The following is a 24,332-nucleotide window of genomic DNA, read 5'->3' as shown; positions in this document are numbered from 1 at the left end:
GCGAGCCTAGTTGACGAGGCGCCGGGGCGTCAGACGCGGCAGATGAGTTCACCGTGCAGGACGGTGAACCAGCCGTCCTCCGCCGCGCCCCACTCCCGCCACGCGTCCGCGATCCGCCGCAGCTCGTCCTCCGTGGCGTGGCCGCCCTCCACCGCCTGCTGGGCGTACGACGAGGCGACGGTGCGGTCGGCCCACAGGCCGCTCCACCACGCCCGCTCCTCGGCCGTGGCGTAACACCATGTCCCGGCGGTCGCGGTGATGTCGGTGAAGCCCGCCTGGCGGGCCCAGGACAGCAGCCTGCGGCCGGCGTCCGGCTCGCCGCTGTTGGCGCGGGCCACCCGCTGGTACAGGGCCGCCCAGCCGTCCAGGCCGGGGACGGCCGGGTACCACGTCATGGCGGAGTAGTCGGAGTCGCGCACCGCCACCATGCCGCCCGGCTTGCACACCCGGCGCATCTCGCGCAGCGCGGCCACCGGGTCGCCGAGGTGCTGGAGCACCTGATGGGCGTGGACGACGCAGAACGAGTCGTCGGGGTAGTCCAGCGCGTGGACATCGCCGACCGCGAACTGGACATTGGACACTCCGCGCTCCGCGGCCACCGCCCGGGCCTGCTCCAGGACGGCGGGCGCGGCGTCCACCCCGATGACCTCGCCCTGGGGGACCAGCTCGGCCAGGTCCGCGGTGATGGTGCCCGGGCCGCAGCCGATGTCCAGGATCCGCATGTGGGGCTTGAGCCGGCCGGTCAGATACGCGGCGGAGTTGGCCGCGGTGCGCCACGTGTGGGAGCGCAGCACCGACTCGTGGTGTCCGTGGGTGTAGACGGCGGTGGCGGTGGCTGCGCTGGTGTTCTCGGGCATGGCTCGGCTCCCCTTCGAGACGACCTGACGGGCTGTCGCCACCGTACGCCGTCATCTCGCATGGCGAGAGATGCGTCTCACCATCCGGTCGGAGGGGGTGTGCCCCGGGTGTGCCCCGGGCGCCTCCCGGGTGCTATGTCCGGGCGCTATGCCCGGGGGTGCAGACCGAGCCCGGACACGACCTCCTGCACCGTGCGGTAGGTGTGGTCCTCGGGCAGCCGTGCCACCTGCTCGGTCAGCCGGTCCGGGGCGTGCGCCTGGTGCAAGGCGCGCAGCAGGGCCCCGCGCTTGGCCGGGAACGGGGTGCGCCCCAGATGGCGGGCCAGTTCGAACCGCAGCGCCTCGGCCTCGCCACCCGCGCCGAGGGGCGGCACCGGCCCCGTGGTGACCTCGGGGTCGTCGTCGGCCGCGGGCTCGGGGTCGTACCACCCCTCGGCCCGGGTGGGGCGGCCCGAGCGCATCAGCTCCTGTAGCTCGTGCTTCATCTCGTCGTCCTTGTGGACACTCAACCGGTTGCTGCCTCGTTGCATGGCACCGTCCTCACGTTCGCTTCTGGTTCTCCCTCTGCGTACCCGCCGCGCGGCCATCGACACGACGTTTGACGGCGCCCGCGTGAGGGGACCCGGTGGTCGGCCGAGCGGCCATTGGGAGTGAGGAACGGCATCGGGTGCGGGAATTCAGGGGCCCGCGCCCGGTGCCGTGTCCATGCCGTGTCCATGCTGGGGGTGCGGCCGTGTTAGGCCGTCCAGGGCAGGGGTACCTGTCGCAGATGTGGCGCGGTTGCCGCCACCCGACTGCGCGAGGGGAAGGGACGCCATGGCTGACCGGGAGCGGGATCGACAGGCCGAGCGGTCCGGCCGCGGCAATCCGCTGCTCGCCAGGCACGGCGAGGCGCTGGACCTCTTCACCGAGCGGGTGCACGCCATCCGGCCGGACCAGTGGGACGACCCGACGCCGTGCACCGAGTGGACCGTACGCGACCTGGTCAACCATCTGGCGGTCGAGCAGATGTGGGTGCCGCCGCTGGTACGGGACGGGCAGACGGTCGCCGAACAGGGCGAAAGCTTCGACGGCGACCTGCTGGGCGGGGACCCCGTCGCCGCCTGGGACGAGGTGGCCGCCGCGGCGCGCGAGGCGTTCACCGCCCCGGGGGCCCTGGAGCGGACGGTCGATCTCTCCTTCGGCGAGACCCCCGCCGCGGAGTACTGCGCGGAGACGACGATCGACGCCGCGGTCCACGCGTGGGACCTGAGAAGAGCGGGATGTTCGCCGCCGCCGTCGAGCCCCCGTCGGGGGCCGACGCCCAGACCAAGCTGCTCGCCCTCCTCGGCCGCGAGGCCTAAACGAACGACAAGACTGAGAACGGGCACCGCGCCCGAGTCGCGGTGCCCGTTCAGTCCTGCCTACCGCTCCTCAGCAGCGCAGCCGGGGGCGGTCCCAGTGCCGGTGGGCGGCGATGGCCTCGGTGAAGGCCCGGGTGAACTCCTCGCTCGCGGACCCGGTCGTGGCGTCCGTGACCACGCCCCGGTCCGCGCACACATGCCCATGCCCCGAGGCGACATGCAGCCCCTCCGGCTCCAGCGCGGACACCAGCGCGGCCAGGAGGCCCACGCCCGAGCCCAGCGCCCCGATCGCCTTGCCGTGCCGGTAGGCGTCGCGGACGAACCGCATCGCCGTCTCGTCCGACCTCAGGTCCGGGGTGCCGGTCGGCCCGCCGGGCAGCAGCACCGCGTCGTAGAGCACCGAGGCGACCGTCGGCAGCGCCCGGTCCACCGCATAGCCGTTTCCGTCGCTGCCGCGCACCTTCCCGTCGTGCGCGGCCAGGGCCTCGACGACCGCGCCCTGTGAGCTCAGCGCCTCCTGGGCCTGGGTGAGCTGGCCGGTGTCCACTCCGTCGGTGACCAGCACCGCGATCTGGCGGGTGCGGATGGAGCCGTCGCCGCGCAGGTTCGCAAGGCTCAGCGCGGGGGAGGCCAGGGGCTTGTGCTCGGTGTTCGCAGGGGCGGGCGGCACCACCCCGATGCCCTCGGCCACGGACGTCGCCAGGGCCGAGTCGATGTGTGCCAGCTGGCCGACGGTGCGCTCGCGCACCTGCACCGCCCCGACCTTGCCCAGCTCGAAACGGAACGCCTCGACGATGTGCTGCCGCTCCCAGTCGCTCATGCTGTTCCAGAAGAGCGCCGCCTGGCTGTAGAAGTCCTTGAAGCTCTCGCTGCGCTTGCGGATCTTGGCGCCGTCGACCCGCTCGGCGTAGTGGGAGAACGCGTACCCGTCCGCGCCGGCGAGGGCCGGGCAGCCGCCGCCCAGCGAGTTCGGGGAGTAGCTCGTCCCGGTGTGGATCGCCGTCTGGTGGTAGCCATCGCGCTGGTTGGTGCGGACCGGGGCCACCGGCTGGTTCACAGGGAGCTGTGCGAAGTTGGGGCCGCCCAGCCGGATCAGCTGGGTGTCCAGATACGAGAAGTTACGGGCCTGTAGCAGCGGGTCGTTGGTGAAGTCGATGCCGGGCACCACATTGCCCGTGTGGAAGGCCACCTGCTCGGTCTCCGCGAAGAAGTTGTCCGGGTTGCGGTCGAGCACCATCCGGCCGATGGGCCGGACCGGTACCTGCTCCTCCGGAATGATCTTCGTGGCGTCGAGCAGATCGAAGTCGAAGGTGAACTCGTCCTCCTCCGGGACCAGCTGCACCCCCAGCTCGTACTCCGGGTACTCGCCCGCCTCGATCGCCTGCCACAGGTCGCGCCGGTTGAAGTCCGCGTCGCGGCCCTGGCACTCCTGTGCCTCGTCCCAGACCAGCGAGTGCACCCCGAGCCTGGGCTTCCAGTGAAACTTCACAAAGGTCCCCCGGCCCCGCGCGTCCACGAACCGGAAGGTGTGCACCCCGAACCCCTGCATCATGCGGAAGCTGCGCGGGATGGCCCGGTCGGACATCAGCCACATCATCATGTGCATGGTCTCGGGCTGTAGCGACACGAAGTCCCACAGCGTGTCGTGTGCGGACGCGCCGGTGGGGATCTCGTTGTGCGGCTCGGGCTTGAGCGCGTGCACGAAGTCCGGGAACTTGATGCCGTCCTGGATGAAGAACACCGGCATGTTGTTGCCGACCAGGTCGTAGTTGCCCTCGGAGGTGTAGAACTTCGTGGCGAAGCCGCGCACATCGCGCACCGTGTCCGCCGAGCCGCGCGGCCCCTGCACCGTCGAGAACCGTACGAACACCGGAGTGCGCACGGACGGGTCCTGGAGGAAGGCGGCCCGGGTGAACTCCGCACAGGACTCATACGGCTCGAAGTAGCCGTACGCGCCCGCGCCGCGCGCGTGCACCACCCGCTCCGGGATCCGCTCGTGGTCGAAGTGCATCAGCTTCTCGCGGAAGTGGAAGTCCTCCATCAGCGTCGGGCCGCGTTCGCCCACGGTGAGCGAGTCGTCGGTGTGGTCGACCGCCACCCCCTGGTCCGTGGTCAGCGGGCCCTCAGCGGGGTCGGCGGCGCGGTACACCTCGCGCTGCTGTTCCTTGCGATCGGTCATCGGAACGTTCCCTTCTTGCCGAGCCCGGCGAACACGTCGAGGAATGCCCCGCAGAACGCCTTGAGATCGTCCGGCTTACGGCTGGTGATCAGGGTGTTGGGGCCGCTCTCGCAGATCCGCACCTGTTCGTCCACCCAGGTGCCGCCCGCGTTGCGGATGTCGGTGCGCAGACTCGGCCAGGAGGTGAGGGTCCGGCCGCGCACCACGTCGGCCTCCACCAGGGTCCAAGGGGCGTGGCAGATCGCGGCGACCGGCTTGCCCGCGTCGAAGAAGCCCTTGGCGAAGCCCACGGCCCTCGGGTTCAGCCGCAGCAGATCGGGGTTGGCGACCCCGCCCGGCAGCACCAGAGCGTCGTACTCGTCGACCGTCGTGTCGGCGAGGATCCGGTCCACGCCGAAGGTGTCCGCCTTGTCGAGATGGTGGAACGCCTGAACGCGGCCGGGCCTCGTGGACACCAGGCGGGGCGTGCCGCCGGCGTTGAGAACTGCCTGCCAGGGGTCGGTGAGCTCCACCTGCTCAACGCCCTCCGGCGCGACAAGGAAGGCCACCTGCATGGTGATCACGTCCCTTCGGCTCCGAGTGCTCCGCGGAAGCGGGTAGCCAGCCGGGTGGGGCCGAAACCGGAAACGCCGTGGACGGGGAGGCGCGTCCGGGGAGGCGTGTCACAGCACGCGGTATGTGGCGGCGGCCTCGTGCCGGAAGGTCATGCCGTGGCCCGGCTCGCCGCTCGCCCCCGGCCGCACCGTGCCACCTGTGGGGTCGAGCGCGCCCGTGAAATACGCGGACTCGATGCGCACATGATCGTGAAACCACTCCAGGTGGCGCAGATTGGGCACGCACGCGGCGGCGTGAGCGTGTGCGTGCGGTGCGCAGTGCGCGGAAACCTCCAGGCCGTGGGCCTCGGCGACGGCCGCGGCGCGCAGCCACACCGTGAGCCCGCCGCAGCGTGTGGCGTCGGCCTGCAGACAGTCGACGACCGGGGCCATCCGGGCGAAGTACGGCAGGTCGTAGCCGTACTCGCCGGCCGCCACATCGCACACCACCGCGTCGCGGACGACCCGCAGCCCCTCCAGGTCGTCGGAGGACACCGGCTCCTCGAACCAGCCCACCCCCTGCTCGGCGAGTGCCCGGCCCACCCGCACCGCCTCCTTGCGGGTGTACGCGCCGTTGGCGTCGACATACAGCTCGGCGTGCGGGCCGATGGTCTCCCGGGCGTGGCGCACCCGGGCCAGGTCGCGCTCGACGGCCCGTCCCCGGTCCTCGCCGACCTTGATCTTGACGCGGTCGATGCCGTGTCCGCGCACCCAGCCGGTCAGCTGGGTGGCCAGATGGGTGTCGTGGTACGTGGTGAAGCCGCCGGAGCCGTACACCGGCACCGTCTCGCGCACCGCGCCGATCAGCCGGACCAGCGGCACACCCAGCAGCCGCGCCTTGAGGTCCCACAGCGCCAGGTCCACCGCGGAGATCGCACAGGCCACCAGGCCCGGGCGGCCGGCGTTGCGCACCGCGCGGCTCATCGCCTCGTTCGCCCCCGCCACATCCAGCGGGGAACGCCCCACCACCTCGCCGCGCAGCAGATCGCACACCACCGACCCGGCGTCCGCCGGGGCGTAGGTCCAGCCGAGCCCGGTCGTCTGCTCGCCGCGGGCCTCCACCACCACGATGGTCGTCTCGTTCCAGGCGAGGGTGCCGTCCGCCTCGGGGGCGTCGGTCGGCACCGTGTACGCCGTGACGTCGAGCCGCTCCACCTTCATGGCACGCTCTTCATGGCACGCTCTTCATGACATGCTCCAGCCACGTTCCACGGTGCGGCGGCCACGTTCTCGGTCCCCCGTCATCCCTCGCTCTTCCTGCCGCGGTGCGGCCGGTGCGGCAGGAACTCCTGCATCTTCGCCTTCAGACCCTGACGCGCCATGCCCGCCCGGTCCGCATCGCCCTTGACCATCGACTCGACGGTGGCCTCCAGCTGCTCCCAGGTCGCGTGCGGCGGAATCGGCGGCACGTCCGGGTCGGTCAGGAACTCGACCACCGCCGGGCCGTCCGCGTTCAGCGCGTCGCGCCACGCCTGCTCGACGTACTCGGGCTTCTCCACCCGGATGCCGGTCAGGCCCAGCGACTCGGCGAACCGCGCGTACTGCACATCGGGGATCTGTTGCGAGGGCAGGAACTGCGGCGCCCCGCTCATCGCCCGCATCTCCCAGGTCACCTGGTTCAGGTCGTGGTTGTTCCACACCCCGACCACCAGCCGCGGATCGTCCCACGCGTGCCGGTACTTGGCCGCGGTGATCAGCTCGGCCATGCCGTTCATCTGCATCGCGCCGTCCCCGACCAGCGCCACCACCGGCCGGTTGGGCTGTGCGAACTTCGCGCCGATCGCATACGGCACCCCGCTGCCCATGGTGGCCAGCGTGCCCGACAGCGAGCCGCGCATCTGGGCGCGCATCCGCAGATGGCGGGCGTACCAGTTGACCACCGAGCCCGAGTCGCAGGTGAGGATGGCGTCTCCGGGCAGCAGCGAGTCCAGGCAGTGGGCGACGTACTCGGGGTTGATCGGGTCGGCGGTCAGCTCGGCGCGGTGCCGCATCACCTCGCGCCACCGCTGTACCTCCGCGATGGTCTCCTCCTGCCACTCGCGGTCCTCCCTGGACCGCAGCAGCGGCATCAGCCGCAGCAGGGTCTCGCGGGCGTCGCCGACCAGGTTGACCTCGTACGGGTAGCGCATGCCGATCATGTGCGGGTCGAGGTCGATCTGCACCGCCCGGACCTTGCCGAACTCCGGCAGGAACTGGGCGTACGGGAAGCTGGAGCCGATCGTCAGCAGCGTGTCGCAGTCCCGCATCAGCTCGTACGAGGGCCGGGTGCCCAGCAGGCCGATGGAGCCGGTGACATACGGCAGCTCGTCGCTGAGCACATCGAGACCGAGCAGCGCCTTGGCCACCCCGGCACCCAGCAGGTCGGCGATCGCCTCGACCTCCGCACGCGCCCCCGCGGCGCCCTGGCCGACCAGGATCGCCACCTTGTCGCCGGCGTTCAGCACATCCGCGGCCCGCTCCACCGCGCTTGCGGAGGGCACCGCCGACCAGCCGCTGCGGTCCAGGCTGGAGGGGACCATCCTGAACTCGTGGGTGGGCGGGGAGTAGTCCAGCTCCTGGACGTCCGCCGGAATGATCACGGCGGTGGGGGAGCGGCGGGCGTACGCGGTGCGGATCGCCCGGTCCAGCACGTTCGGCAGCTGCTCGGGGACCGTCACGGTCTCCAGGAAGTCGGAGGCGACGTCCTTGAAGAGGCTGTGCAGGTCCACCTCCTGCTGGTACGAGCCGCCCATCGCGCTGCGGTGCGTCTGGCCGACCAGCGCGACCACGGGGACGTGGTCGAGCTTCGCGTCGTACAGGCCGTTCAGCAGATGGATCGCGCCCGGACCCGACGTGGCCGCGCAGACCCCGAGCCGCCCGCTGAACTTGGCGTACCCGACGGCCTCGAACGCGGCCATCTCCTCGTGCCGCGACTGCACGAACCGGGGCTCGTTGTCGGCCCGCCCCCACGCGGCGAGCAGGCCGTTGATTCCGTCGCCCGGGTAGCCGAAGACCTGCTCGACACCCCACTCGCGCAGCCGGGCCAGGACGTAGTCGGCGACTTTCATGGTCATGGTGGTCACTCCTGTCGACCGGTTCAACCGGTCAGCTGCGGCAGTACCTTGGCGCGGTAGAAGTCGAAGAAGCCGCGCTGGTCGGGGCCGATCTGGTTGACGTAGACGGTGTCGAAGCCGGCGTGGGCGTACGCGCTGAGCGCGGCCACATGCGCGTCCGGGGCGTCGCCGCAGGTCACCTGCTGGGCCAGCCGCTCGGGGGTGACGAGCTCGCAGGCCTGCTCGAACTGGGACGGGGTGGCCAGCTGGGTCAGCAGCGCGCCCGGCAGCGCCTCGGTGGGCCACAGCCGGTGGACGGTGCGCAGCGCCTCGTCGGCGTCCGGGCCGAAGCACACCTTCAGACCGCCGCGGACCGGCTTGGCGTTGCCGGCCGCGCCGCTGCCGCGCCGGAACCGCGCGACCAGCTCCGCGTCGGGGACCATCGTGATGAAGCCGTCACCGACCCGCCCGGCCAGCGCGGCGGCGGCCGAGCCGAACGCCGCGATGTCGATGGGCACCGGCTCCTCGGGCACCGTGTACAGGCGCGCGTTCTCCACCGTGTAGTGCTTGCCGTGGTGGTTGACCTGGTGCCCCTCGAACAGCTGGCGGATCACCGTCACGGCCTCCTCCAGCATCTCCAGCCGGATGGCCGCCTGCGGCCAGCGGTCGCCCAGCACATGCTCGTTCAGCGCCTCCCCGGAGCCCACCCCCAGCCGGAAGCGGCCCTCCAGCAGCACCCCGCTGGTGGCGGCGGCCTGGGCGACGATCGCCGGATGGATACGGATGGTGGGGCAGGTCACCGCCGTCTGCACGGGCAGTGAGGTCGCCTGGGCGAGCGCGCCGATCACCGACCAGACAAACGAGGACTGGCCCTGCTCCCTGCTCCAGGGGTGGTAGTGGTCGGAGATCCACAGGTGGGAGAAGCCCGCCTGTTCCGCCATCCGCGCCTGCTCGACGAGGTCGGCGGGCCCGTGTTCCTCGGCGGCCAGGAAATAGCCGTACTCGGTCATGGGGACCCTCCTCGAACGCTCGTGCCCGTCAAGGCGCCGGTGCCACGGGACGACGGGTAACCGGGGGACCGGGAAGGAAACCCTGTTTGGGGCCGTGGGAGGGGGGCATGCGCTTCTCGTGCTTCGGACCGGAGGCACGCCGATGGAGCGGTCAGCTCGGCGTGCCAGAGTCCGCTCCTTTGGCGACACCCACCACAGGCCAAGGGAGAGCCGCGCATGACGTCCACAGCAACGCGCGTACGAGCCCGTAGGAAGCACCCCCATCACGACGCCCCCGATACCGCCGCCGACTTCCGCCGCCTGGCCACTCTGCCTCACGGCCCGCAGCGGGACGCCCTGCGGCAGCGGATCGTCCGCGCCTGGATGCCGATGGCCGATCGGCTGGCCCGGCAGTTCCGCAACCGCGGCGAATCCGCGGAGGACCTGAGCCAGGTCGCCATGCTCGGCCTGGTCAAGGCGGTCCACCGGTACGACCCGGACCGCGGCAGTGCCTTCGAGAGCTTCGCCGTGCCGACCGTCGTCGGCGAGGTCAAGCGCCACTTCCGCGACCACATGTGGAGCCTGCACGTCCCGCGCCGCGTCCAGGAGCTGCGCAGCCGCGTGCGCACGGCCGTCCACGAGCTGACCCGCTCGCCCGACGACCGCACGCCGGGCGTGGCAGAGATCGCGCGGCACACCGGCCTGAGCGAGGAGGAGGTCCGGGACGGCATGGAGGCCCTGGAGAGCTTCTCCACGCTGTCCCTGGACGCGGAACTCCCCAGCGCGGACGGCGGATTCGCGCTGGTCGACACGCTCGGCTCGGCGGAGCCCGGGTACGACCTGGTGGTGCGGCGCGAATCCCTCAAGCCGCGGCTGCGCGCGCTGCCCGAGCGCGAGCGGCAGATCCTCTACCTGCGCTTCTTCTGCGACGAGACGCAGAGCCGGATCGCCGACCGGCTCGGCATCTCCCAGATGCATGTCTCCCGGCTGATCAGCCGGACCTGCTCGCGGCTGTGTGAGCAGGTCGAGGCCGACGCGGCCTGAGGCCCTACGAGCCGGGCGCCGCCGCCGTTTCAGCCGCCGCCGTTTCCGCCGCCGGCTCAGCCGCTTGTCGTGAGGGCCGGCCCATCGCCGCGGCGACAAGGCGGGAGACCCGGTCCGCCACACCCGCCTCCGCCATCTGGAACGCTCCGCGCCCGCCCGTACGGAAGAGCGTGAGCACGCCCCGCACCGGCTCCGAGGGCGAGGCGCGCAGCGGGACGCACAGCAGCGAGGTCACCTCCTCGCGGGTCAGGATCGGCGCGCTCGAGGCGTCGCGGCCGAAGGCGTCCGCGTCATGGGGCTGCACCTGTAGCGCGGACACCCCGTCGCGCATCGCCTCGGCCACCAGCGGCGCGTCGGCCGGATCCTGTCCGGCCACCGAGGCCGCGCGGTCGCCCGCGGCCTCGGGCGGGCCCAGCGCCACCACCCGGCGGGCGGTCCCGGGCCGCGCCGGGTCCGGGCACAGATCGGCGATCACCCAGTCCGCGAAGCGGCCGTGCAGCACGGCCGCCGCCCTGCTGAGCACGGCCTCGGGCCCGCTGTCGGCGAGCGCCGCGTCGAGCAGCGCGGTCGCCATGTCCTCGACCAGGTCGAGCAACTCGGCGTGGCGCGTCACCGCGTCCAGGTCGGGCCGGCCCCCCGGCAGCCGGCCCCCGGTGGCCCGGGCGGGCACGGCGGGGGCCGCGGCGGTCGCCGCGCCCTCGCCGGCGGGCTGGAAGGTGGCCAGCACGGCGGGGTGCGACTCGCCCGGCGGGCGCAGCGCCGTGAGGGTCACCCGCAGCGCCCCGCCGCTTCCGGGCCCCGGCAGATGCACCACCAGGCCGCGCCCGCCCTCGCCGCGCGCGACGGCGGCGGCCTGGGAGCGCAGCACCGCCCGCCCGGCGGGCCGCAGCGAGTCGGTCAGCGGGCGACCGGTGGCGTAGCCCGCGCGGGTCTGGAACAGCTCCGTGGCGGAGAAGTTCATCCGCCGTACGACGCAGTCGTGGTCCAGCAGCACGACGGCGATCGGCAGCCGCTGGAAGAGGGCGCGCAGCAACTGCTGTTCGCGCGGGTCGGTACGGCCCGCGCCGGGGGCCCGGGCGGCCGCGGCCAGCTCCTCGTACCACGGCCAGAGCACATCCGCCACGTGCTGGAGCTCGATCAGGGCGGCGTCCAGCACGGAGAGCCGCTCGTGCGGGGGCAGCGCCCGCGCGGTCTGCAATTCGTCAACGCGTCTGCGGAAATCCGCCAGCTCCGCGCCGTACTCCTGTGCCCCGGCCATGGGCACACCGTAGCCCGACCGGGTGAGGGGCATCGCGGCATCGCCCGTTTCCCCCCGGACGGAGCGGGCAGCCGAAGAGACGGGATGCATCGAGGAGCCGGGAGCCGGGCCATCACCCGATACCGGAGACCGCAGAGACCGCAGAGAAAGGACTGGACCCCACCATGCCGGAGCATGCCCTCACCCGCGCCCGGTCCTGCCGGACCGACGCCCCCTCCCTGGACCGCGGTCTCGCCGAGCTGGCGGACCAGGCCGCGTCGTGCACCCCCGCCAGCTGCGGAGCCACCGTCACCGCCCTCCTCGGCCCGGACCCCGGCGGGGCCGGCCCCGAGGAGCCGCCGACCGCGGCCACCCATCCCGACCTGTCCGCGCTGGTCTCGGTGCAGCTGGCCTCGGGCGAGGGCCCCATCCCGGCCGCCCGGGCCACCGGCCGCCCGGCGGGCGCGGACGACCTGCTGCACGAGCGGAGGTGGCCGGGCTACCGGGCCAGGGCCCTGGACGCGGGCGTGCGCTCCAGCACCACCCTGCCCTTCGTGTGCGAGGGCCTGACCGTGACCGTCTCCGTCTACGGGCTGCGCCCCGGCCCTCTGGAGGCGGCGGCCCAGGGCGCCACCCGGCTGCTCGGCGACCTCGCCACCGAGAGCCTGGCGCGCGACCGGCGCTACCGCGCCGCGCTGACCGAGCTCGACCAACTGGGCGCCGCGCTGCACTCGCGCCCGGTGGTCGACCAGGCGTCCGGCATCGTGATGCATGTGCTGGGCTGCGACGCGGACGCCGCCTTCGACCTGCTGCGGCGCACGTCCCAGCGGACCAACCGCAAGCTGGCCGAGCTCGCCGAGACCGTCGTACGCACCCGGGGCCGCGGCATCGAGCAGGACCTGGCCAGGCTCGTCAGGCAGGGCCGGAACCATGAAGCCACTCCCGCACCCGCTCGGCCAACGGACGCTCCTTGCTGACCTTGCCCTTGCTGACCCCGCCGGCGTCGGACGACGGGTTGCCCTGTGCCCGGCCGTTCTGTGCCCGGCCGCTCTGTGCCCGGCCGGAGTACGGCTGGGTCGGGGTGGCGGTCTTGGCCTCGCCGACCCGTAGCCCGAGGGCCATCCGCTCCTCGGGGGTGAGCCGCTCGCGCAGCTCGGGGAAGATCACGTCCTCCTCGCCCCGGATGTGCATGGACACCACGTCGTACAGCTCGCGGACCAGCGCGTCGAACCGCCGGTCCGCGGCGTCCAGCTGCTCCAGGTCGCCCAGGATCCGCTCGGCCTCGGAGAGCTCCTCCATCTCCTGCTCGGCGACCTCGTCCCCGTTGGGCAGCGCCTTGCGGACCGTCGGGTACAGATACTGCTCCTCGGCGACCGAGTGCCGCACGATCTCGACGGTGATCCGTTCCACCAGCAGCCGCCGCTCCCCGGGGTCGGCGCTCGCCCGGTACCCCTCGAAGAGACCCTGGACCTCGCGGTGGTCCGCGGTGAGCAGGTCCACCACGTCGTGTTGCTGAGGCATCCCTGTCATGCGGGCCGGGTGCCCGCCGCCGCCCCGGGCAAACGGCACCGGCCACGTGTCGGCTCCGCCGCCGCATCCGCCGATCTGCGAAGGTGGACAGGTCGGAACAGACGCAGCCAAAACAGCAGGCACAGCAGGCACAGCAGACACAGCGGACACGGCCGAGTCGGACGATCCGGAGGTGTGTTTCGAATGCAGCGGGAGCTGACCGCCCCGGCTCCGGCGGACCCGGAGGACGGCGGTCTGCCGGTCCTCCCGGAGCTGGCCGCGCGCTTCGCCGGGGCGGCCGGCCGTACCGCGCCCGAGCCGGTCGGCGGCGGCCCGGCCCTGCGCGCCGCCGCGTGCGGCTACTGGGAGCGGCGCGGCCTGTGGACCGACGCGGAGCATGTCACGGCCGCGCCCGGCGGGCAGTCGCTGCTGCTTTCCCTGCTCGCCGCGGCCGGCGGCGACGTCCTGCTGACCCGGCCGAGCGCCTCCTGGTACGCGCCGCTGGCCCGGCTCGCCGGCCGCCCCACTTACCACGCGCCGGTGCCGGCCGAGTGCGGTGGCGTCCCCGACCCGTTCGCGCTGCTGGAGACCGTCCGCCGGGTGCGCGCGGAGGGCGGCGAGCCGCGGGTGCTGCTGCTGTCCGTCGCCGACGACCCGACCGGCACCACCGCCCCGCCCGAGCTGCTGCACGAGGTGTGCGAGGCGGCCGTGGCCGAGGGGATGCTGATCGTGAGCGACGAGACCTGGCGGGACACCGTGCACCACCCCCATGGCACGGTGCTGCTCAGCCCCGCCGAGATGTGCCCCGAGGAGGTGGTGGTGCTCACCGACCTGGCGGGCGCCTTCACCCCGCCCGGCTGGCCCGCCGCGGTCGCCCGGTTCCCCGCCACCGGGCGCGGCGTCGAGCTGCGCGCCCGGGTGCTGTCCACTCTGGACGCGCTGCGGGCCACGCTGCTGCCGCCCGTCGCCGCGGCCGCCGCTCACGCCCTCGACGAGCCCGAGCCGGTCCGCGAGCGCACGGCGGCCGCGGCTCGCGCCCATGGGGTGGTGGCCGCGGCGGCCTACCGCGCGCTCACCGCGGTCGGCGCGCTGTGCCGCCCTCCGCAGGCCGGCCGCCAGCTGTACGCCGACCTCGACGAGCTGCGCGGCGACCTCGCCGCCCGCGGCATCACCGACTCGGTGGAGCTGGAGCGCGAGCTGACCCGGCGGCTTCGCCGCCCCGTACCGGGCGGCCACCGCTTCGGCGACGCCCCGCACACCCTGCGGGTGCGGCTGTCGACCCTGCCGCTGCTCGGCACCGGGGACCAGGCGCGGCTGGCCGCCCTCGCCGCCGCGGACCCGCTGCGGGTGCCGCAGGTGGCCGAGGCGCTGACCGCCTTCGACACGGCCTTCCGCGAGCTGACCCAGGCCGGGCCGAGGCCGACCGGCACCGAAGGGAGCCCACTGCCATGACAGACCAGGCCGACCACGCCCAACCGGCCGACCAGGGCCAGCCGGCCGACCGACGCCCCGCCGGGCGGGCGCGCCCCGCCCCGGCGGGGCCCCCGCGGCTGGGCCCCATCCGGGCGATCTTCTCGGGCCCGCGACGCTGGCTACGGCTCCCCCAGCCGCCGCTGGGGGTGTCCCCGGCGGAGTTGCCGGAGTCGCCCGCCGCGCCGCGGAAGCGGCACATCGACCGCGGCGCCCGGTACGAGGGCGCCCCTTCCCCGGCCACCGCTGGGACGGATCCCCTGCATCCGGCGCCGCGGGCCCCGCGGCGGCAGCCCCAGGGGGCACCTCCCGGCCGAAGGCCGGGGGAGTCGGAGCAGAGACCGCCCGGACCGGGCCTGGCACCCCCACGCGCCCGCGGCGAGCTCCGCACCTGGCCGCGGTCGTTCGCCCACCGCCTCACCTCCCCGCTGCCCGGTGTCCGGGCGATGGCCCGGCTGGCCCGGGAGGGCCGGCTGCGCCCGCCCGTCGAGGCGCTGCTGCAGATCCCCGAACTCCCCTTCGAGCCGGGCCCGCCGCCGGTCGTCGGGCCCGGCGACACCGCGGTCACCTGGGCGGGGCACGCCAGTTGTGTGCTGCGGACCGGCGGGCTGACCGTGCTCACCGACCCCGTCTGGTCCCGCCGGATCCTCGGCACCCCGCCCCGGGTCACCCCGGTCGGGGTGCGCTGGGAGGATCTGCCGCCCATCGACGCGGTGGTCATCAGCCACAACCACTACGACCACCTTGACGCGCCCACGCTCAGGCGGCTGCCGCGCGACACCCCCCTGTTCGTGCCGGCCGGGCTCGGCGCCTGGTGCCGCGTGCGCCGCTTCACCGACGTCACCGAGCTCGACTGGTGGGAGGCGGCCGAACTGCCGGGCCAAGGCGGGCCGGTGCGGTTCGACTTCGTACCCGCCCACCACTGGAGCAAGCGCACCCTGACCGACACCTGCCGCTCCCTGTGGGGCGGCTGGGTCATCACCGCCCCGGGCGACCGGCGGACCTACTTCGCGGGCGACACCGGCTACGGACACTGGTTCCGGGAGATCGGCCGCCGCTACCCGGGCATCGACCTGGCACTGCTGCCCATCGGCGCGTACGACCCGCGCTGGATGCTCCGTCCGGTGCACACTGACCCGGAGGAGGCCGTACGGGCGTTCGGGGACCTGGGCGCGCGGCTGATGATGCCCATGCACTGGTCCACCTTCCTGCTCTCCGCCGAGCCCCCGCTACAGCCGCTGTTCCGGGTCCGCGCGGCGTGGGAGGCGGCGGGGCTGCCGCGCGAGGCGCTGTGGGACCTGCCGGTCGGGGGCTCGCGCGTGCTCGACCGCGACGACTGAGCCACGGCTGAGCCACCACTGAACCGCCGGGCGGGCGTGAGCCATGACGAGTCGTGGAAATTAGTGCATCAGTGGTCATAAGTGGCAGGTGGTGCGCACCCCACCTAGCTTCCTGTTCATGCGCACTCGACAGCTTCGCTACCTGGCGGTCCTCACGGCCGCCCTTGTCATCGAACTCGGTCCGCTGCCCACCGCCCACGCCAAGACCCAGCACGTCGTCCACCCGGGCGAGTCGATCCAGGCCGCGGTGAAGGCCGCCAAGCCCGGCGACACCATCGTCGTCAAGGCCGGTACCTACCGGGAGAACGTGCTGATCACCACCTCGAGCCTGACCCTGCGCGGGGAGGGCAAGAAGACCGTCGTCAAACCGGCCGAGAAGGCGTCCGCGAACACCTGCGGCAAGGCCGAGACCGGCATCTGCGTCACCGGTACGGCCGAACACCCCGTCACCGGTGTACGGATCCGCTCGCTGAAGGTCACCGGCTTCACCAAGAACGGCATCTGGGGGATCCACACCGACCGGATGGACGTACGCCAGGTGACCGCCGCGCAGAACGGCCAGCAGGGCATCGGCCAGGAGAAGTCCACCCGCGGCACCTTCCGCTCCAACACCTCCAAGGACAACGGCCAGTCGGGCATCTTCCTCGCCAACACCGTCGACGAGGAGGGCGCGGCCCTCGACACCAAGGGCGCGGTCGTCCGCGACAACCGGCTGACCGGGAACCGGGTCGGGGTCGGCATCCGGCGCCTCAGGGTCCTCACCGTCCAGGGCAACACCCTCACCGGCAACTGCGGCGGCGTGTTCGTCGTGGGCGACGAGGGGACGCCCCGCGCCGGGGACCTGTCGGTCATCAACAACAAGGTCTACGAGAACAACAAGTACTGCCCGCCCAACCCCCGCCTCGGCTTCATCCAGGGCACCGGCATCCTCCTCACCGGTGTGGAGGACACGCGGGTGACGGGCAACGCGGTGCGGGACAACGTGGGCGCCTCGACGATGTCCGGCGGGATCGTGCTCTTCCCCAGCGTCGTGGGCACCAAGAACGCCCGTAACACCATCAAGGACAACGTGCTGACCAACAACCTGCCCGCCGACCTCGCCGACCGGGACGCCGGCCCCGGCAACACCTTCGAGGGCAACACCTGCACGGTCTCCGAGCCCGCCGGCCGGTGCGAGAAGGAGACGTCATGACCTCGATAAGGACCGCTGCGCCCACCGCGGCGACCGCTTCCCCCGGCACCAACACCAACACCGCCCCCGCCGACGGCGTCCCGTCGAAGGCCGCCCCGCAGCTGCGGGAGCTCGTCTTCGGCGCCGCCCGGGCGGCGGCCGTCCGCGCGGCGGCCTCCCTGGGCGTCGCCGACGCCCTGGGGGAGCGGCCCGCCACCGTCGCGGAACTGGCGACCGCGGTGGGCGCCGAGCCCGATCGGCTGGGCCGGCTGCTGCGCGCCCTGTCCTGCTGCGGTGTGTTCGCCGAGACCGACGACGGCCGCATCGCGCACACCGAGATGTCCCGGCTGCTGCGCGAGGACGCCCCCGACAGCCTGAAGTACATCTGTCTGTGGTGCACCGAGCCGTGGACCTGGGAGACCTGGCCGCGGCTCGACGAGGCCGTACGCTCCGACACCTGCGCCTTCGACGACATCCACGGCAAGGGCTTCTTCGCCTATCTGCACGAGGACGCGCCGGACTCGGCCCGCGTGTTCGACAAGGCGATGACCACCTCAAGCAGACAGTCCGCCGCGGAGCTCGCCGCCTTCCTCGACCTCGACGGGGCCGCGGAGGTGGCGGACATCGGCGGCGGCCAGGGACATGTCCTGGCGTCCCTGCTGGAGAAGCACCCGGCGCTGCGCGGCACGCTGCTCGACCTCCCGCAGGTGGTGGCGAACGCGGACCCGCGGCTGCGCGACGGCGGACCGCTGGCCTCGCGCGCCCGGCTGGTGCCCGGTGACTGCCGCCGCGAGATCCCGGTGCGGGCCGACCTGTACATCATCAAGAACATCCTGGAATGGGACGACGAGTCGACCCGCCGGACGCTGGCCAACGTGGTGGCGGCGGCCCGGCCGGGCGCCCGGGTCCTGGTGATCGAGAACCTCCTCGACAACAGCCCCTCGATGCGGTTCACCACCGCCATGGACCTGTTTCTGCTCCTCAACGTGGGAGGCCGGAAACACTCCTCGGACAGCCTGGTGACACGCATGACGGAGGCCGGACTGAGTGTCACCGGCATCAGCCCCGTCAACCCCTATCTGCACGCGTTCGACAGCCGTGTGCCGGGCCGCGTGGCCGCGTGACCGCGCACCACAACCGGGAGGTGCCCGCGTGACGGAGTTCACGCGGGCACCTGGCGGTTTTTCAGGGCGGGGTCAGGCCCACCGGAAGGAGTCGAGGTGGGCGAACACGACGACATTGGCGGTGTAGTCGCGGACGGCGCGGTCGTATGAACCCCCACAGGTGATCAGGCGCAGCTGCGCGTCGGGGGTCTGCCCGTACACCCGCTCATCGGGGAAGTTCGCCTTGCTGAACGTCTCCACCGAGTCGACGGCGAACGTCGCGACGATCCCGTCGGCGCGGGTGATGGTGACCCGGCTCCCGGTCTTCAGCGAGCTGAGCGGATAGAACACCGCCGGGCCCGTCTTGGTGTCCACATGCCCCGCCACGATGGCGTTTCCCCGCTCGCCGGGTGAGGGGCCGCCGTTGAACCAGCCGACCAGGTTGTTGTTGTCGGCGGGCGGCGGGATCAGCACCCCCGACCGGTCGAGCGTCAGCTCGGTGAACGGCGCGCTCACCCTGATGGAGGGGATGTCCAGATGCCTGGCGGGCGAGCGCGGCAGCGCCGGCCCGAGCCGGACCTCCTGGGGGGCGGCCGTCTGCGGGCGGGGGGTGAGCGTCGGTCCCAAGGCCGCGGGCTTCTTCTGCGACGGCTGGGTGGAGGCCGCGTCGACCGAGTTGTAGATCAGGAAGACGCCGATGAGGGCCGAAGCGGCGGCCCAGCGGATGACGCGGGTGTTGCCGTCGGCACCGCCCTGTTTGCCCATGGATTCTGCCTTTCTGGCCGGCGGAGAGCTCGCCGGCGGAGAGCGTGGCGCTGCCGTGGCCAACCGCCACAAGCGGTGTTGGCCACGGCAGCGGGGCTACGAAAAGCGGTCAGCTCAGATCGCGGTCCCAGCGGGCTTGCGGCGGCGCAGGGCGTAGGCGCCGGCGCCGAGGCCGCCGAGGAGCAGGACCGAGCCGGCGGCCATGCCGCCACCGGTGGTGGCCATGCCGCCGCCACCGGTGTGGACACCACCGTGCGGCTTGCCGTGCTCGCGCTCCTTGCCGTACGAGCTGCTGCCGCCCCAGCTGTGCTCGTCCTTGCCCTTGCCGTAGCTGTCCTCTTCCTTTTCCTTGCCGTAGCCCTTGCTGTAATCGCTGCCGTAGTCGCTCTTGCTGCCGTAGTCCCCCTTGTCGCTGTAGCCCCCCTTGTCGCCGTAGCCCCCCTCTTCCTTCTCTTCCTTGCCCTTGCTACCGCTCCAGTCCCCCTCCTCCTTGCCCTTGCTCTCCTTCTCCTTCCAGGAGCCGCCGGAGCCGTAGTCCTCGGCCTCCTGACCGCTGGAGTAGCCCCCGTGGCCGCCCGGGTCGGAGACGTCAGCGGCGAACGCGGCGGCGGGTGCGCCCAGAGTCAGGGATGCGGCAAGCGCGGTCCCGGCGATGAGTGCGCGAGTTGATCGCATGAGTCAGTCCTTCCGGCACCTGCACGATTACTGACATTTGCCAGATAAAGGGATCGCGTAGGTGTCTCATCAACCGTCAGCGACGCGGGGCCCGGCTGCCACTTGGCGCGGCCCGCTTTCGGCCTGGTTGTAAGCCCTCCGGGTGGAGATCCCCGTGGTCTTCACTCGTTCGCCGCGCGAATGGGCTGACGATGAGTCATCTTTTCGGCCCATCGTTTCGATCAGCCCGGTGGTGTGCGTCGCCGACCGGAACTCCGGGCGCGCCAGCACCCGCCGCAGAAAGCCCAGCGTGGTCCGTACGCCCCCGCCACCGACCCGGAACTCGCCCAGGGCACGGTCCATGCGGGCGAGCGCCTGCTCGCGGTCGGGCGCCCAGGCGACGGCCTTCGCCAGCAGCGAGTCGTAGTCCGGGCCCACCCGCCAGCCGGGGAAGGCGTGCGTGTCCACCCGTACGAAAGGCCCCCCGGGCGGCACGAACTCCGTCAGCGAGCCGGGTGTGGGCGCGAAGCCGCGGTCCGGGTCCTCGGCGTTGACCCGGCACTCGATCGCCGCTCCGCGCCGTACGACGTCGCTCTGACCGAACGTCAGGGGCTGCCCGGCCGCGATGAGGATCTGCTCCCGGACGATGTCGATCCCGGTCACCATCTCGGTGACCGGGTGCTCGACCTGGAGCCGGCAGTTGATCTCCATCAGATAGAACTCATGGTCGGGGGTGAGCACGAACTCGAAGGTGCCCGCCCCGACATAGCCCACCGCCGCCGCGCCGCGCACCGCCGCCGCGCACATCGCGGTGCGCCGCTCCTGGGGCAGGTTCGGCGCGGGGGCCTCCTCCACCATCTTCTGATGCCGCCGCTGTACGGAGCAGTCGCGCTCGCCGAGGTGGACCACCTTGCCGTGCCGGTCCGCGAGCACCTGCACCTCCACATGGCGCGCGTCCTCCACGAACCGCTCCATGTACAGGCGCTCGTCGCCGAACACCGCGCGGGCGTGGGCCCGCGTCTCGTTGAACGCGGGCACCAGGGCGTCCGGGGCGCGGACCACCGCCATGCCGCGGCCGCCGCCGCCCGCCACCGCCTTGAGGATCAGCGGATAGCCGATCCGCCCGGCGATGTCCTTGGCCTCGGCCGGCGTGGCCACCGCGCCCGTACTGCCCGGCAGCACCGGCAGACCCGCCTCCGCCATCAGCGCGCGGGCCGCCGCCTTGTCGCCGAGCCGCTGCATCACCGTGGCCGGCGGGCCGATGAAGGTGATCCCGGAGTCCTCGCACACCTCCGCGAAGTCCGGGTCCTCGGACAGGAATCCGTATCCGGGGTGGATGGCCCGCGCCCCGGTGCGGTGCGCCGCCTCGATGATCGCCGGGACGCTGAGATAGCTGGCCTTCGACTGCGGCGGGCCGATGTGCACGGCCTCGTCCGCGAGCCTGACCACGGCCGAGTCGCGGTCGGCGGTGGAGTACACCGCGACGGTGCGCATGCCGAGTTCCCGGCAGGCGCGCAGGACACGCAGCGCGATCTCGCCGCGGTTGGCGACGAGGACGGTGGAGAACACGCGGATCACACCGGCCCGGCGGCGGGCCCGGGCTCCACCGCGATCAGGGGCTGCTGATACTCCACGGGCTGCCCGTTGGGCACCAGGATCTCCACCACCCGCCCGGCGACGTCCGACTCGATGGTGCTCATCATCTTCATGACTTCCAGCACACCGACCGGCTGCCCCGGCTTGACCATGTCCCCGACCGCGACGAACGGCGGGGCGCCCGGCTCGGGCGCGTGGTAGAAGGTGCCGACCGTCGACGCGCACACATACCGCGGCCCGGCCCCCGCCTGCCGCGGCCCGGCCTCCGGCCGCACCGCGCCGACCCCGTCCGCCATGGCGGGCCCCGCCGGCTGCGGCTGGGGAGCGGGGGCTTGCGGGGGAGCGGGGGCCGGCGCCAGGGGGAGGCCGGACGACGGCGCGTGGTCCGGCCCGGCCGGATCGGGCCACTCCATCTCGACCGTGGTCTGCCCGTGCCGCAGCGTGATACGGCGCGGCTGCTTCGCCGCCGCCTTCGCCAGCTCCGTCACACTGCGGCACAGGGAATCCAGCGTGGCGTGCGGAGGCAGTACGACCGCGCCCGGCCGGTGCCCGTTCTCGCGATGGTCCGTGATGTGGCTGTCCGCTGTCACGATGTACCTCTCCCGGTGTGTAGCTGCGCGCCGGCCGACCCGGCGGGGACCCCCGTATCGAGCCCGAAGCGGCGGAACCGCTCCGCCCGCGCCCCCAGCAGCCGCTCCGGGTCCCACGGCACCAGCTCGCCCAGGGTCTCGGCGAGCGCGTCGCCGAGCAGGGCGGCGGCCTTGGCGGGATCGCGGTGGGCGCCGTCCGGCGGCTCCGGTACGACCCCGTCGACCACCCCGAGCCGCAACAGCTCCCTCGGGTCCAGCCGCAGGGCCGCCGCGGCGGCCTGGGCCGCCTCGGGGTTCTTCCACAAGATGGCGGCGCAGCCCTCGGGGCTGATGACCGAGTAGACGCCGCCCTCGCTGATCAGCACCCGGTCGGCGACGGCCAGCGCGAGCGCGCCGCCACTACCCCCCTCGCCGACCACCGCGGCCACCACGGGCACCGGCAGCCGCGCCATCAGCCGCAGATTCTCCGCGATGGCCAGCGCCTGGCCGCCGCGCTCCGCGTCCGGGCCCGGGTTGGCCCCCGGCGTGTCGACCAGGGTGACCACCGGCAGCCCGAGCTTCGCCGCCATCCGCATCAGCCGCGCGGACTTGCGGTAGCCGCTGGGCGCGGGCATCCCGAACCGGTGCGCCTGCCGCTCCGCCAGGCTCGCCCCGCCCTTGTGCTGCCCGATCACCATCACCGGCCGCCCGCCCAGCCGCCCGGGACCGCCGACCACGGCGGGGCAGTCCTCGGTGAGCCGGTCGCCGTGCAACTCGTGGAAGTCGTCGAGGATATGCCCGATGTAGTCCATCACGGTGGGCCGATCCGGATGCCGGGCCGCCCGCACCGCCTCCCAGGCCTCCCGCTCCGCCACATCCCCGACACGCCGCACGACCGCGCCCCGCGCGGTCTCGCCGTGGGCGGCGCGCCGAGTGGTGGGCTCGTCTGCGCCCCGCGCCCTCGTCGCCACGCCCAGGTGCCCGATGGCGGCGCCCGGACGGCTGTCCGGGTTGGCGTGCGGCCCGGCGGTCGGTACGTCTGCCGGCGCACCGGCGGGGCCGTGGGCGGCGGACGCCTCCGGCCCGTCGTTCGGCACCGCGTGCGGTTGCCCGCACGCGGTGGCCTGCCGCTCGCCGCGCGGCGCGGCGCGCTCCCGCTCCGCCCGCGCGTCCGCCGCGGCGGACGCCTGGCCGGTGGGGCCGGCCGGCGCCGCGTGCGCCGCGCCGGCCGACTCCTCCGCGCGGCCCCCGCCCGGCGTGTCGGGCACGCCGGGCGGGGCCGGGGCGCCCAGGGACAGCAGTCGGGCCAGGGTGGGGCGGAGGGCGGCGCGGGGCACGATGTCGTCGACCATGCCGTGTTCCATCAGGAACTCCGCGGTCTGGAAGCCCTCCGGCAGCCGTTCCCCGGTCGTCTGCTCGATGACCCTGGGCCCGGCGAAGCCCAGCCGCGCGCCGGGCTCGGCGACGATCACATCGGCGAGGGTGGCGTAGGACGCGGCCACGCCCCCGTACGTCGGATCGGTGATCAGCGAGACCGTCAGAATCCCGGCCTCGTCGAGTTCGGCCATCGCCTGCGCGGTCTTGGCCATCTGCATCAGGGCCAGCGTGCCCTCCTGCATCCGGGCCCCGCCGGAGGCGGTGACCAGCAGCAGCGGGACGCGCCGGGCGAGGCCGACCCGTGCCGCCTCGCAGATCAGCGCGCCCACTCCGCAGCCCAGGCTGCCGCCGAGGAACCGGAAGTCCATCGCCGCCACGACCACGGGCTGGTCCTCGATCCGGCCCAGGGCACAGATCACCGCCTCCGTGAGGCCCGTCTTCGCCCGCGCGTCCGCCAGCCGCTCCGCGTACGGCCGGGTGTCGGCGAACTCCAGCGGATCGTGCAGCGGCTGCACCTCGCCGACCGGCGCCGCGGAGCCGGCGTCGAGCAGTTGGTCCAGCCGCTGCCGCGCGGTCAACGGGCTGTGCCAGCCGCAGTCCGGGCATACGCGCAGGGTGCGCGCGAACCTCTTGCCGTAGATCAGGTCGGCGCAGCGCTCGCAGCGCACCCAGTCCGCGACCACAGTGGTGCTCCCTTCCGGCCCTCCTCAGGCGCGGTCGCGCTCCCAGCGGTAGAACTCCTGCGCCATGGCGTCCTTCGGCTCGCGCCAGGTCTCCGGGTCGTACGCCTGCACAAACGGCTGGAGCCGCGCGCTGACGTCACGGAACTCCGGGTGCTTGGCGTACCGGGCGACCTGCTCGGCCGGCGGCTGCTCGGCCTCGATCAGATGCAGATACACATCGCCGAACTGGAACAGGCTGCGGCCGGTGACACCGATCAGCTTCGGCAGCTCGCCCCGGTCGGAGTGGGCGAAGACCTTGGCGATGTCGGGCCCCGCGTCCCGGTTCATCTTGGCGACGATCATGGTGCGGTACATCGTCAGGCCTCCACCGTCGCGCGGGCGCGCTGCTCGATCTTGTCCCGGATGAGCTCCATCTGGACCTTGGAGTTGCGGTTGATGAGGTCCGTCATCCCGGCGTCGTCGATCGGCGCGTCGGGTCTCATCTCGAAGTCCTGGGTCCAGCGCATCCGGGTGCCTTCCGGCATCTCGTCGTACTCCCAGCGGATGTTCATGAAGGCGAACGGGCCGGTCTCGACCCGGCGCGCCCACACGGTGTGCACATCGCGGGCGGTCTCGCGCTCGGACACCCAGCTCCAGACCTTGCCGTTCTCGTCGGGGTGCATGGTCAGCCGGAAGGTGGTGGTGTCCCCTTCCCGCCGCAGCACCTCGACCGAGGCGTACTCGCTGAACAGGTCCGGCCAGCTCTCGATGTCGTTGGTCATGTCCCACACAAGGTCCAGCGGCGCCGCGATGGTGATCTCGTTGTCGGTGTGCCCGGGCAT

At 73.0% G+C, this 24,332-nt stretch carries 22 protein-coding genes and 1 pseudogene; 7 read left to right on the top strand and 16 right to left on the bottom strand.

Translation table 11 applies throughout. From position 1 onward, the window contains the following. Window positions 1-29 precede the first annotated feature (29 nt). Together ACWY4P_RS12070 and ACWY4P_RS12065 are read right to left on the bottom strand one after the other, a co-directional pair. Window positions 30-857, bottom strand: coding sequence for a class I SAM-dependent methyltransferase (locus ACWY4P_RS12070; protein ID WP_456210530.1), 828 nt, complete (start codon window positions 855-857; stop codon window positions 30-32). Between the two features lie 146 nt (window positions 858-1,003). Then, window positions 1,004-1,387: a DUF2795 domain-containing protein gene (locus tag ACWY4P_RS12065; protein ID WP_456210529.1), complete on the bottom strand. Its 384-nt coding sequence runs from the start codon at window positions 1,385-1,387 to the stop codon at window positions 1,004-1,006. A gap of 286 nt (window positions 1,388-1,673) precedes the next feature. Between ACWY4P_RS12065 and ACWY4P_RS12060 the strand changes: the two are divergent. After that, a pseudogene (locus ACWY4P_RS12060) lies at window positions 1,674-2,200 on the top strand (TIGR03086 family metal-binding protein). Window positions 2,201-2,270: 70 nt separating this feature from the next. On the opposite strand, the gene ACWY4P_RS12055 reads toward ACWY4P_RS12060, so the two are convergent. The 5 genes from ACWY4P_RS12055 to ACWY4P_RS12035 form a co-directional block, all read right to left on the bottom strand. Further along, a complete protein-coding gene (locus ACWY4P_RS12055; protein WP_456210528.1) occupies window positions 2,271-4,379 on the bottom strand; it encodes a catalase in 2,109 nt (702 codons plus the stop codon). Continuing rightward, window positions 4,376-4,933 carry a type 1 glutamine amidotransferase domain-containing protein gene (locus ACWY4P_RS12050; RefSeq protein WP_456212895.1) on the bottom strand — a complete coding sequence of 186 codons (558 nt, stop codon included), beginning with the start codon at window positions 4,931-4,933 and terminating at the stop codon, window positions 4,376-4,378. Before ACWY4P_RS12050 ends, ACWY4P_RS12055 begins: the two co-directional genes overlap by 4 nt. Before the next feature lie 108 nt (window positions 4,934-5,041). Beyond that, complete coding sequence (locus tag ACWY4P_RS12045) at window positions 5,042-6,133, bottom strand: enolase C-terminal domain-like protein (RefSeq protein WP_456210527.1); 1,092 nt, start codon at window positions 6,131-6,133, stop codon at window positions 5,042-5,044. Window positions 6,134-6,213: 80 nt separating this feature from the next. Continuing rightward, window positions 6,214-8,025: a thiamine pyrophosphate-requiring protein gene (locus ACWY4P_RS12040; protein ID WP_456210526.1), complete on the bottom strand. Its 1,812-nt coding sequence runs from the start codon at window positions 8,023-8,025 to the stop codon at window positions 6,214-6,216. A gap of 23 nt (window positions 8,026-8,048) precedes the next feature. After that, entirely contained in the window at window positions 8,049-9,014 is a 966-nt protein-coding gene (locus tag ACWY4P_RS12035) for a TIGR03557 family F420-dependent LLM class oxidoreductase (protein WP_456210525.1), read from the bottom strand. A 216-nt stretch (window positions 9,015-9,230) separates the two neighbouring features. Here ACWY4P_RS12035 and ACWY4P_RS12030 point away from each other — a divergent pair, with 216 nt between their 5' ends. Further along, window positions 9,231-10,037, top strand: a complete 807-nt coding sequence (locus ACWY4P_RS12030) for a SigB/SigF/SigG family RNA polymerase sigma factor (protein WP_456210524.1) — start codon at window positions 9,231-9,233, stop codon at window positions 10,035-10,037. Between the two features lie 4 nt (window positions 10,038-10,041). On the opposite strand, the gene ACWY4P_RS12025 is transcribed toward ACWY4P_RS12030, so the two are convergent. After that, window positions 10,042-11,295 carry a PAS domain-containing protein gene (locus ACWY4P_RS12025; RefSeq protein ID WP_456210523.1) on the bottom strand — a complete coding sequence of 418 codons (1,254 nt, stop codon included), beginning with the start codon at window positions 11,293-11,295 and terminating at the stop codon, window positions 10,042-10,044. Window positions 11,296-11,459: 164 nt separating this feature from the next. On the opposite strand from ACWY4P_RS12025, the gene ACWY4P_RS12020 reads away from it, so the two are divergent. After that, window positions 11,460-12,251, top strand: a complete 792-nt coding sequence (locus ACWY4P_RS12020; protein WP_456210522.1) for an ANTAR domain-containing response regulator — start codon at window positions 11,460-11,462, stop codon at window positions 12,249-12,251. Here the strand turns inward: ACWY4P_RS12020 and ACWY4P_RS12015 are convergent. After that, window positions 12,187-12,795, bottom strand: coding sequence for a hemerythrin domain-containing protein (locus ACWY4P_RS12015; RefSeq protein WP_456210521.1), 609 nt, complete (start codon window positions 12,793-12,795; stop codon window positions 12,187-12,189). The genes ACWY4P_RS12020 and ACWY4P_RS12015 overlap by 65 nt on opposite strands. A 192-nt stretch (window positions 12,796-12,987) precedes the next feature. Here ACWY4P_RS12015 and ACWY4P_RS12010 point away from each other — a divergent pair, with 192 nt between their 5' ends. The 4 genes from ACWY4P_RS12010 (at window position 12,988) to ACWY4P_RS11995 (ending at window position 17,888) form a co-directional block, all read left to right on the top strand. Continuing rightward, window positions 12,988-14,235 (top strand): aminotransferase class I/II-fold pyridoxal phosphate-dependent enzyme, encoded by a 1,248-nt coding sequence (locus ACWY4P_RS12010; RefSeq protein ID WP_456210520.1) that lies wholly within the window; start codon window positions 12,988-12,990, stop codon window positions 14,233-14,235. A gap of 374 nt (window positions 14,236-14,609) precedes the next feature. After that, complete coding sequence (locus tag ACWY4P_RS12005; RefSeq protein ID WP_456212894.1) at window positions 14,610-15,593, top strand: MBL fold metallo-hydrolase; 984 nt, start codon at window positions 14,610-14,612, stop codon at window positions 15,591-15,593. 118 nt (window positions 15,594-15,711) lie between these two features. After that, window positions 15,712-16,785 carry a right-handed parallel beta-helix repeat-containing protein gene (locus ACWY4P_RS12000; RefSeq protein WP_456210519.1) on the top strand — a complete coding sequence of 358 codons (1,074 nt, stop codon included), beginning with the start codon at window positions 15,712-15,714 and terminating at the stop codon, window positions 16,783-16,785. Next, window positions 16,782-17,888, top strand: coding sequence for a methyltransferase (locus tag ACWY4P_RS11995; protein WP_456210518.1), 1,107 nt, complete (start codon window positions 16,782-16,784; stop codon window positions 17,886-17,888). Before ACWY4P_RS12000 ends, ACWY4P_RS11995 begins: the two co-directional genes overlap by 4 nt. Window positions 17,889-17,960: 72 nt before the next feature. On the opposite strand, the gene ACWY4P_RS11990 is transcribed toward ACWY4P_RS11995, so the two are convergent. The 7 genes from ACWY4P_RS11990 to ACWY4P_RS11960 all read right to left on the bottom strand — a co-directional run bounded on the left by ACWY4P_RS11990 (window position 17,961) and on the right by ACWY4P_RS11960 (window position 24,332). Beyond that, the gene (locus tag ACWY4P_RS11990; protein WP_456210517.1) at window positions 17,961-18,632 is read right to left on the bottom strand and encodes a class F sortase; all 672 of its coding nucleotides are present in this window, start codon (window positions 18,630-18,632) and stop codon (window positions 17,961-17,963) included. Between the two features lie 114 nt (window positions 18,633-18,746). Further along, window positions 18,747-19,307, bottom strand: a complete 561-nt coding sequence (locus ACWY4P_RS11985; RefSeq protein WP_456210516.1) for a hypothetical protein — start codon at window positions 19,305-19,307, stop codon at window positions 18,747-18,749. Between the two features lie 69 nt (window positions 19,308-19,376). Then, window positions 19,377-20,855, bottom strand: coding sequence for an acetyl-CoA carboxylase biotin carboxylase subunit (locus ACWY4P_RS11980; protein WP_456210515.1), 1,479 nt, complete (start codon window positions 20,853-20,855; stop codon window positions 19,377-19,379). A gap of 5 nt (window positions 20,856-20,860) precedes the next feature. Next, the gene (locus ACWY4P_RS11975) at window positions 20,861-21,472 is read right to left on the bottom strand and encodes an acetyl-CoA carboxylase biotin carboxyl carrier protein (protein WP_456210514.1); all 612 of its coding nucleotides are present in this window, start codon (window positions 21,470-21,472) and stop codon (window positions 20,861-20,863) included. Continuing rightward, window positions 21,469-23,511, bottom strand: a complete 2,043-nt coding sequence (gene accD, locus ACWY4P_RS11970; protein ID WP_456210513.1) for an acetyl-CoA carboxylase, carboxyltransferase subunit beta — start codon at window positions 23,509-23,511, stop codon at window positions 21,469-21,471. Before accD ends, ACWY4P_RS11975 begins: the two co-directional genes overlap by 4 nt. Window positions 23,512-23,535: 24 nt before the next feature. Next, complete coding sequence (locus ACWY4P_RS11965) at window positions 23,536-23,865, bottom strand: TcmI family type II polyketide cyclase (RefSeq protein WP_456210512.1); 330 nt, start codon at window positions 23,863-23,865, stop codon at window positions 23,536-23,538. A 2-nt stretch (window positions 23,866-23,867) separates the two neighbouring features. Beyond that, window positions 23,868-24,332 carry an SRPBCC family protein gene (locus ACWY4P_RS11960; RefSeq protein ID WP_456210511.1) on the bottom strand — a complete coding sequence of 155 codons (465 nt, stop codon included), beginning with the start codon at window positions 24,330-24,332 and terminating at the stop codon, window positions 23,868-23,870.

The organism is Streptomyces sp. LZ34 (assembly GCF_053890475.1).
The sequence above is the reverse complement of the archived record's forward strand: the minus strand, read 5'-3'. Positions and strand labels throughout refer to the sequence as shown.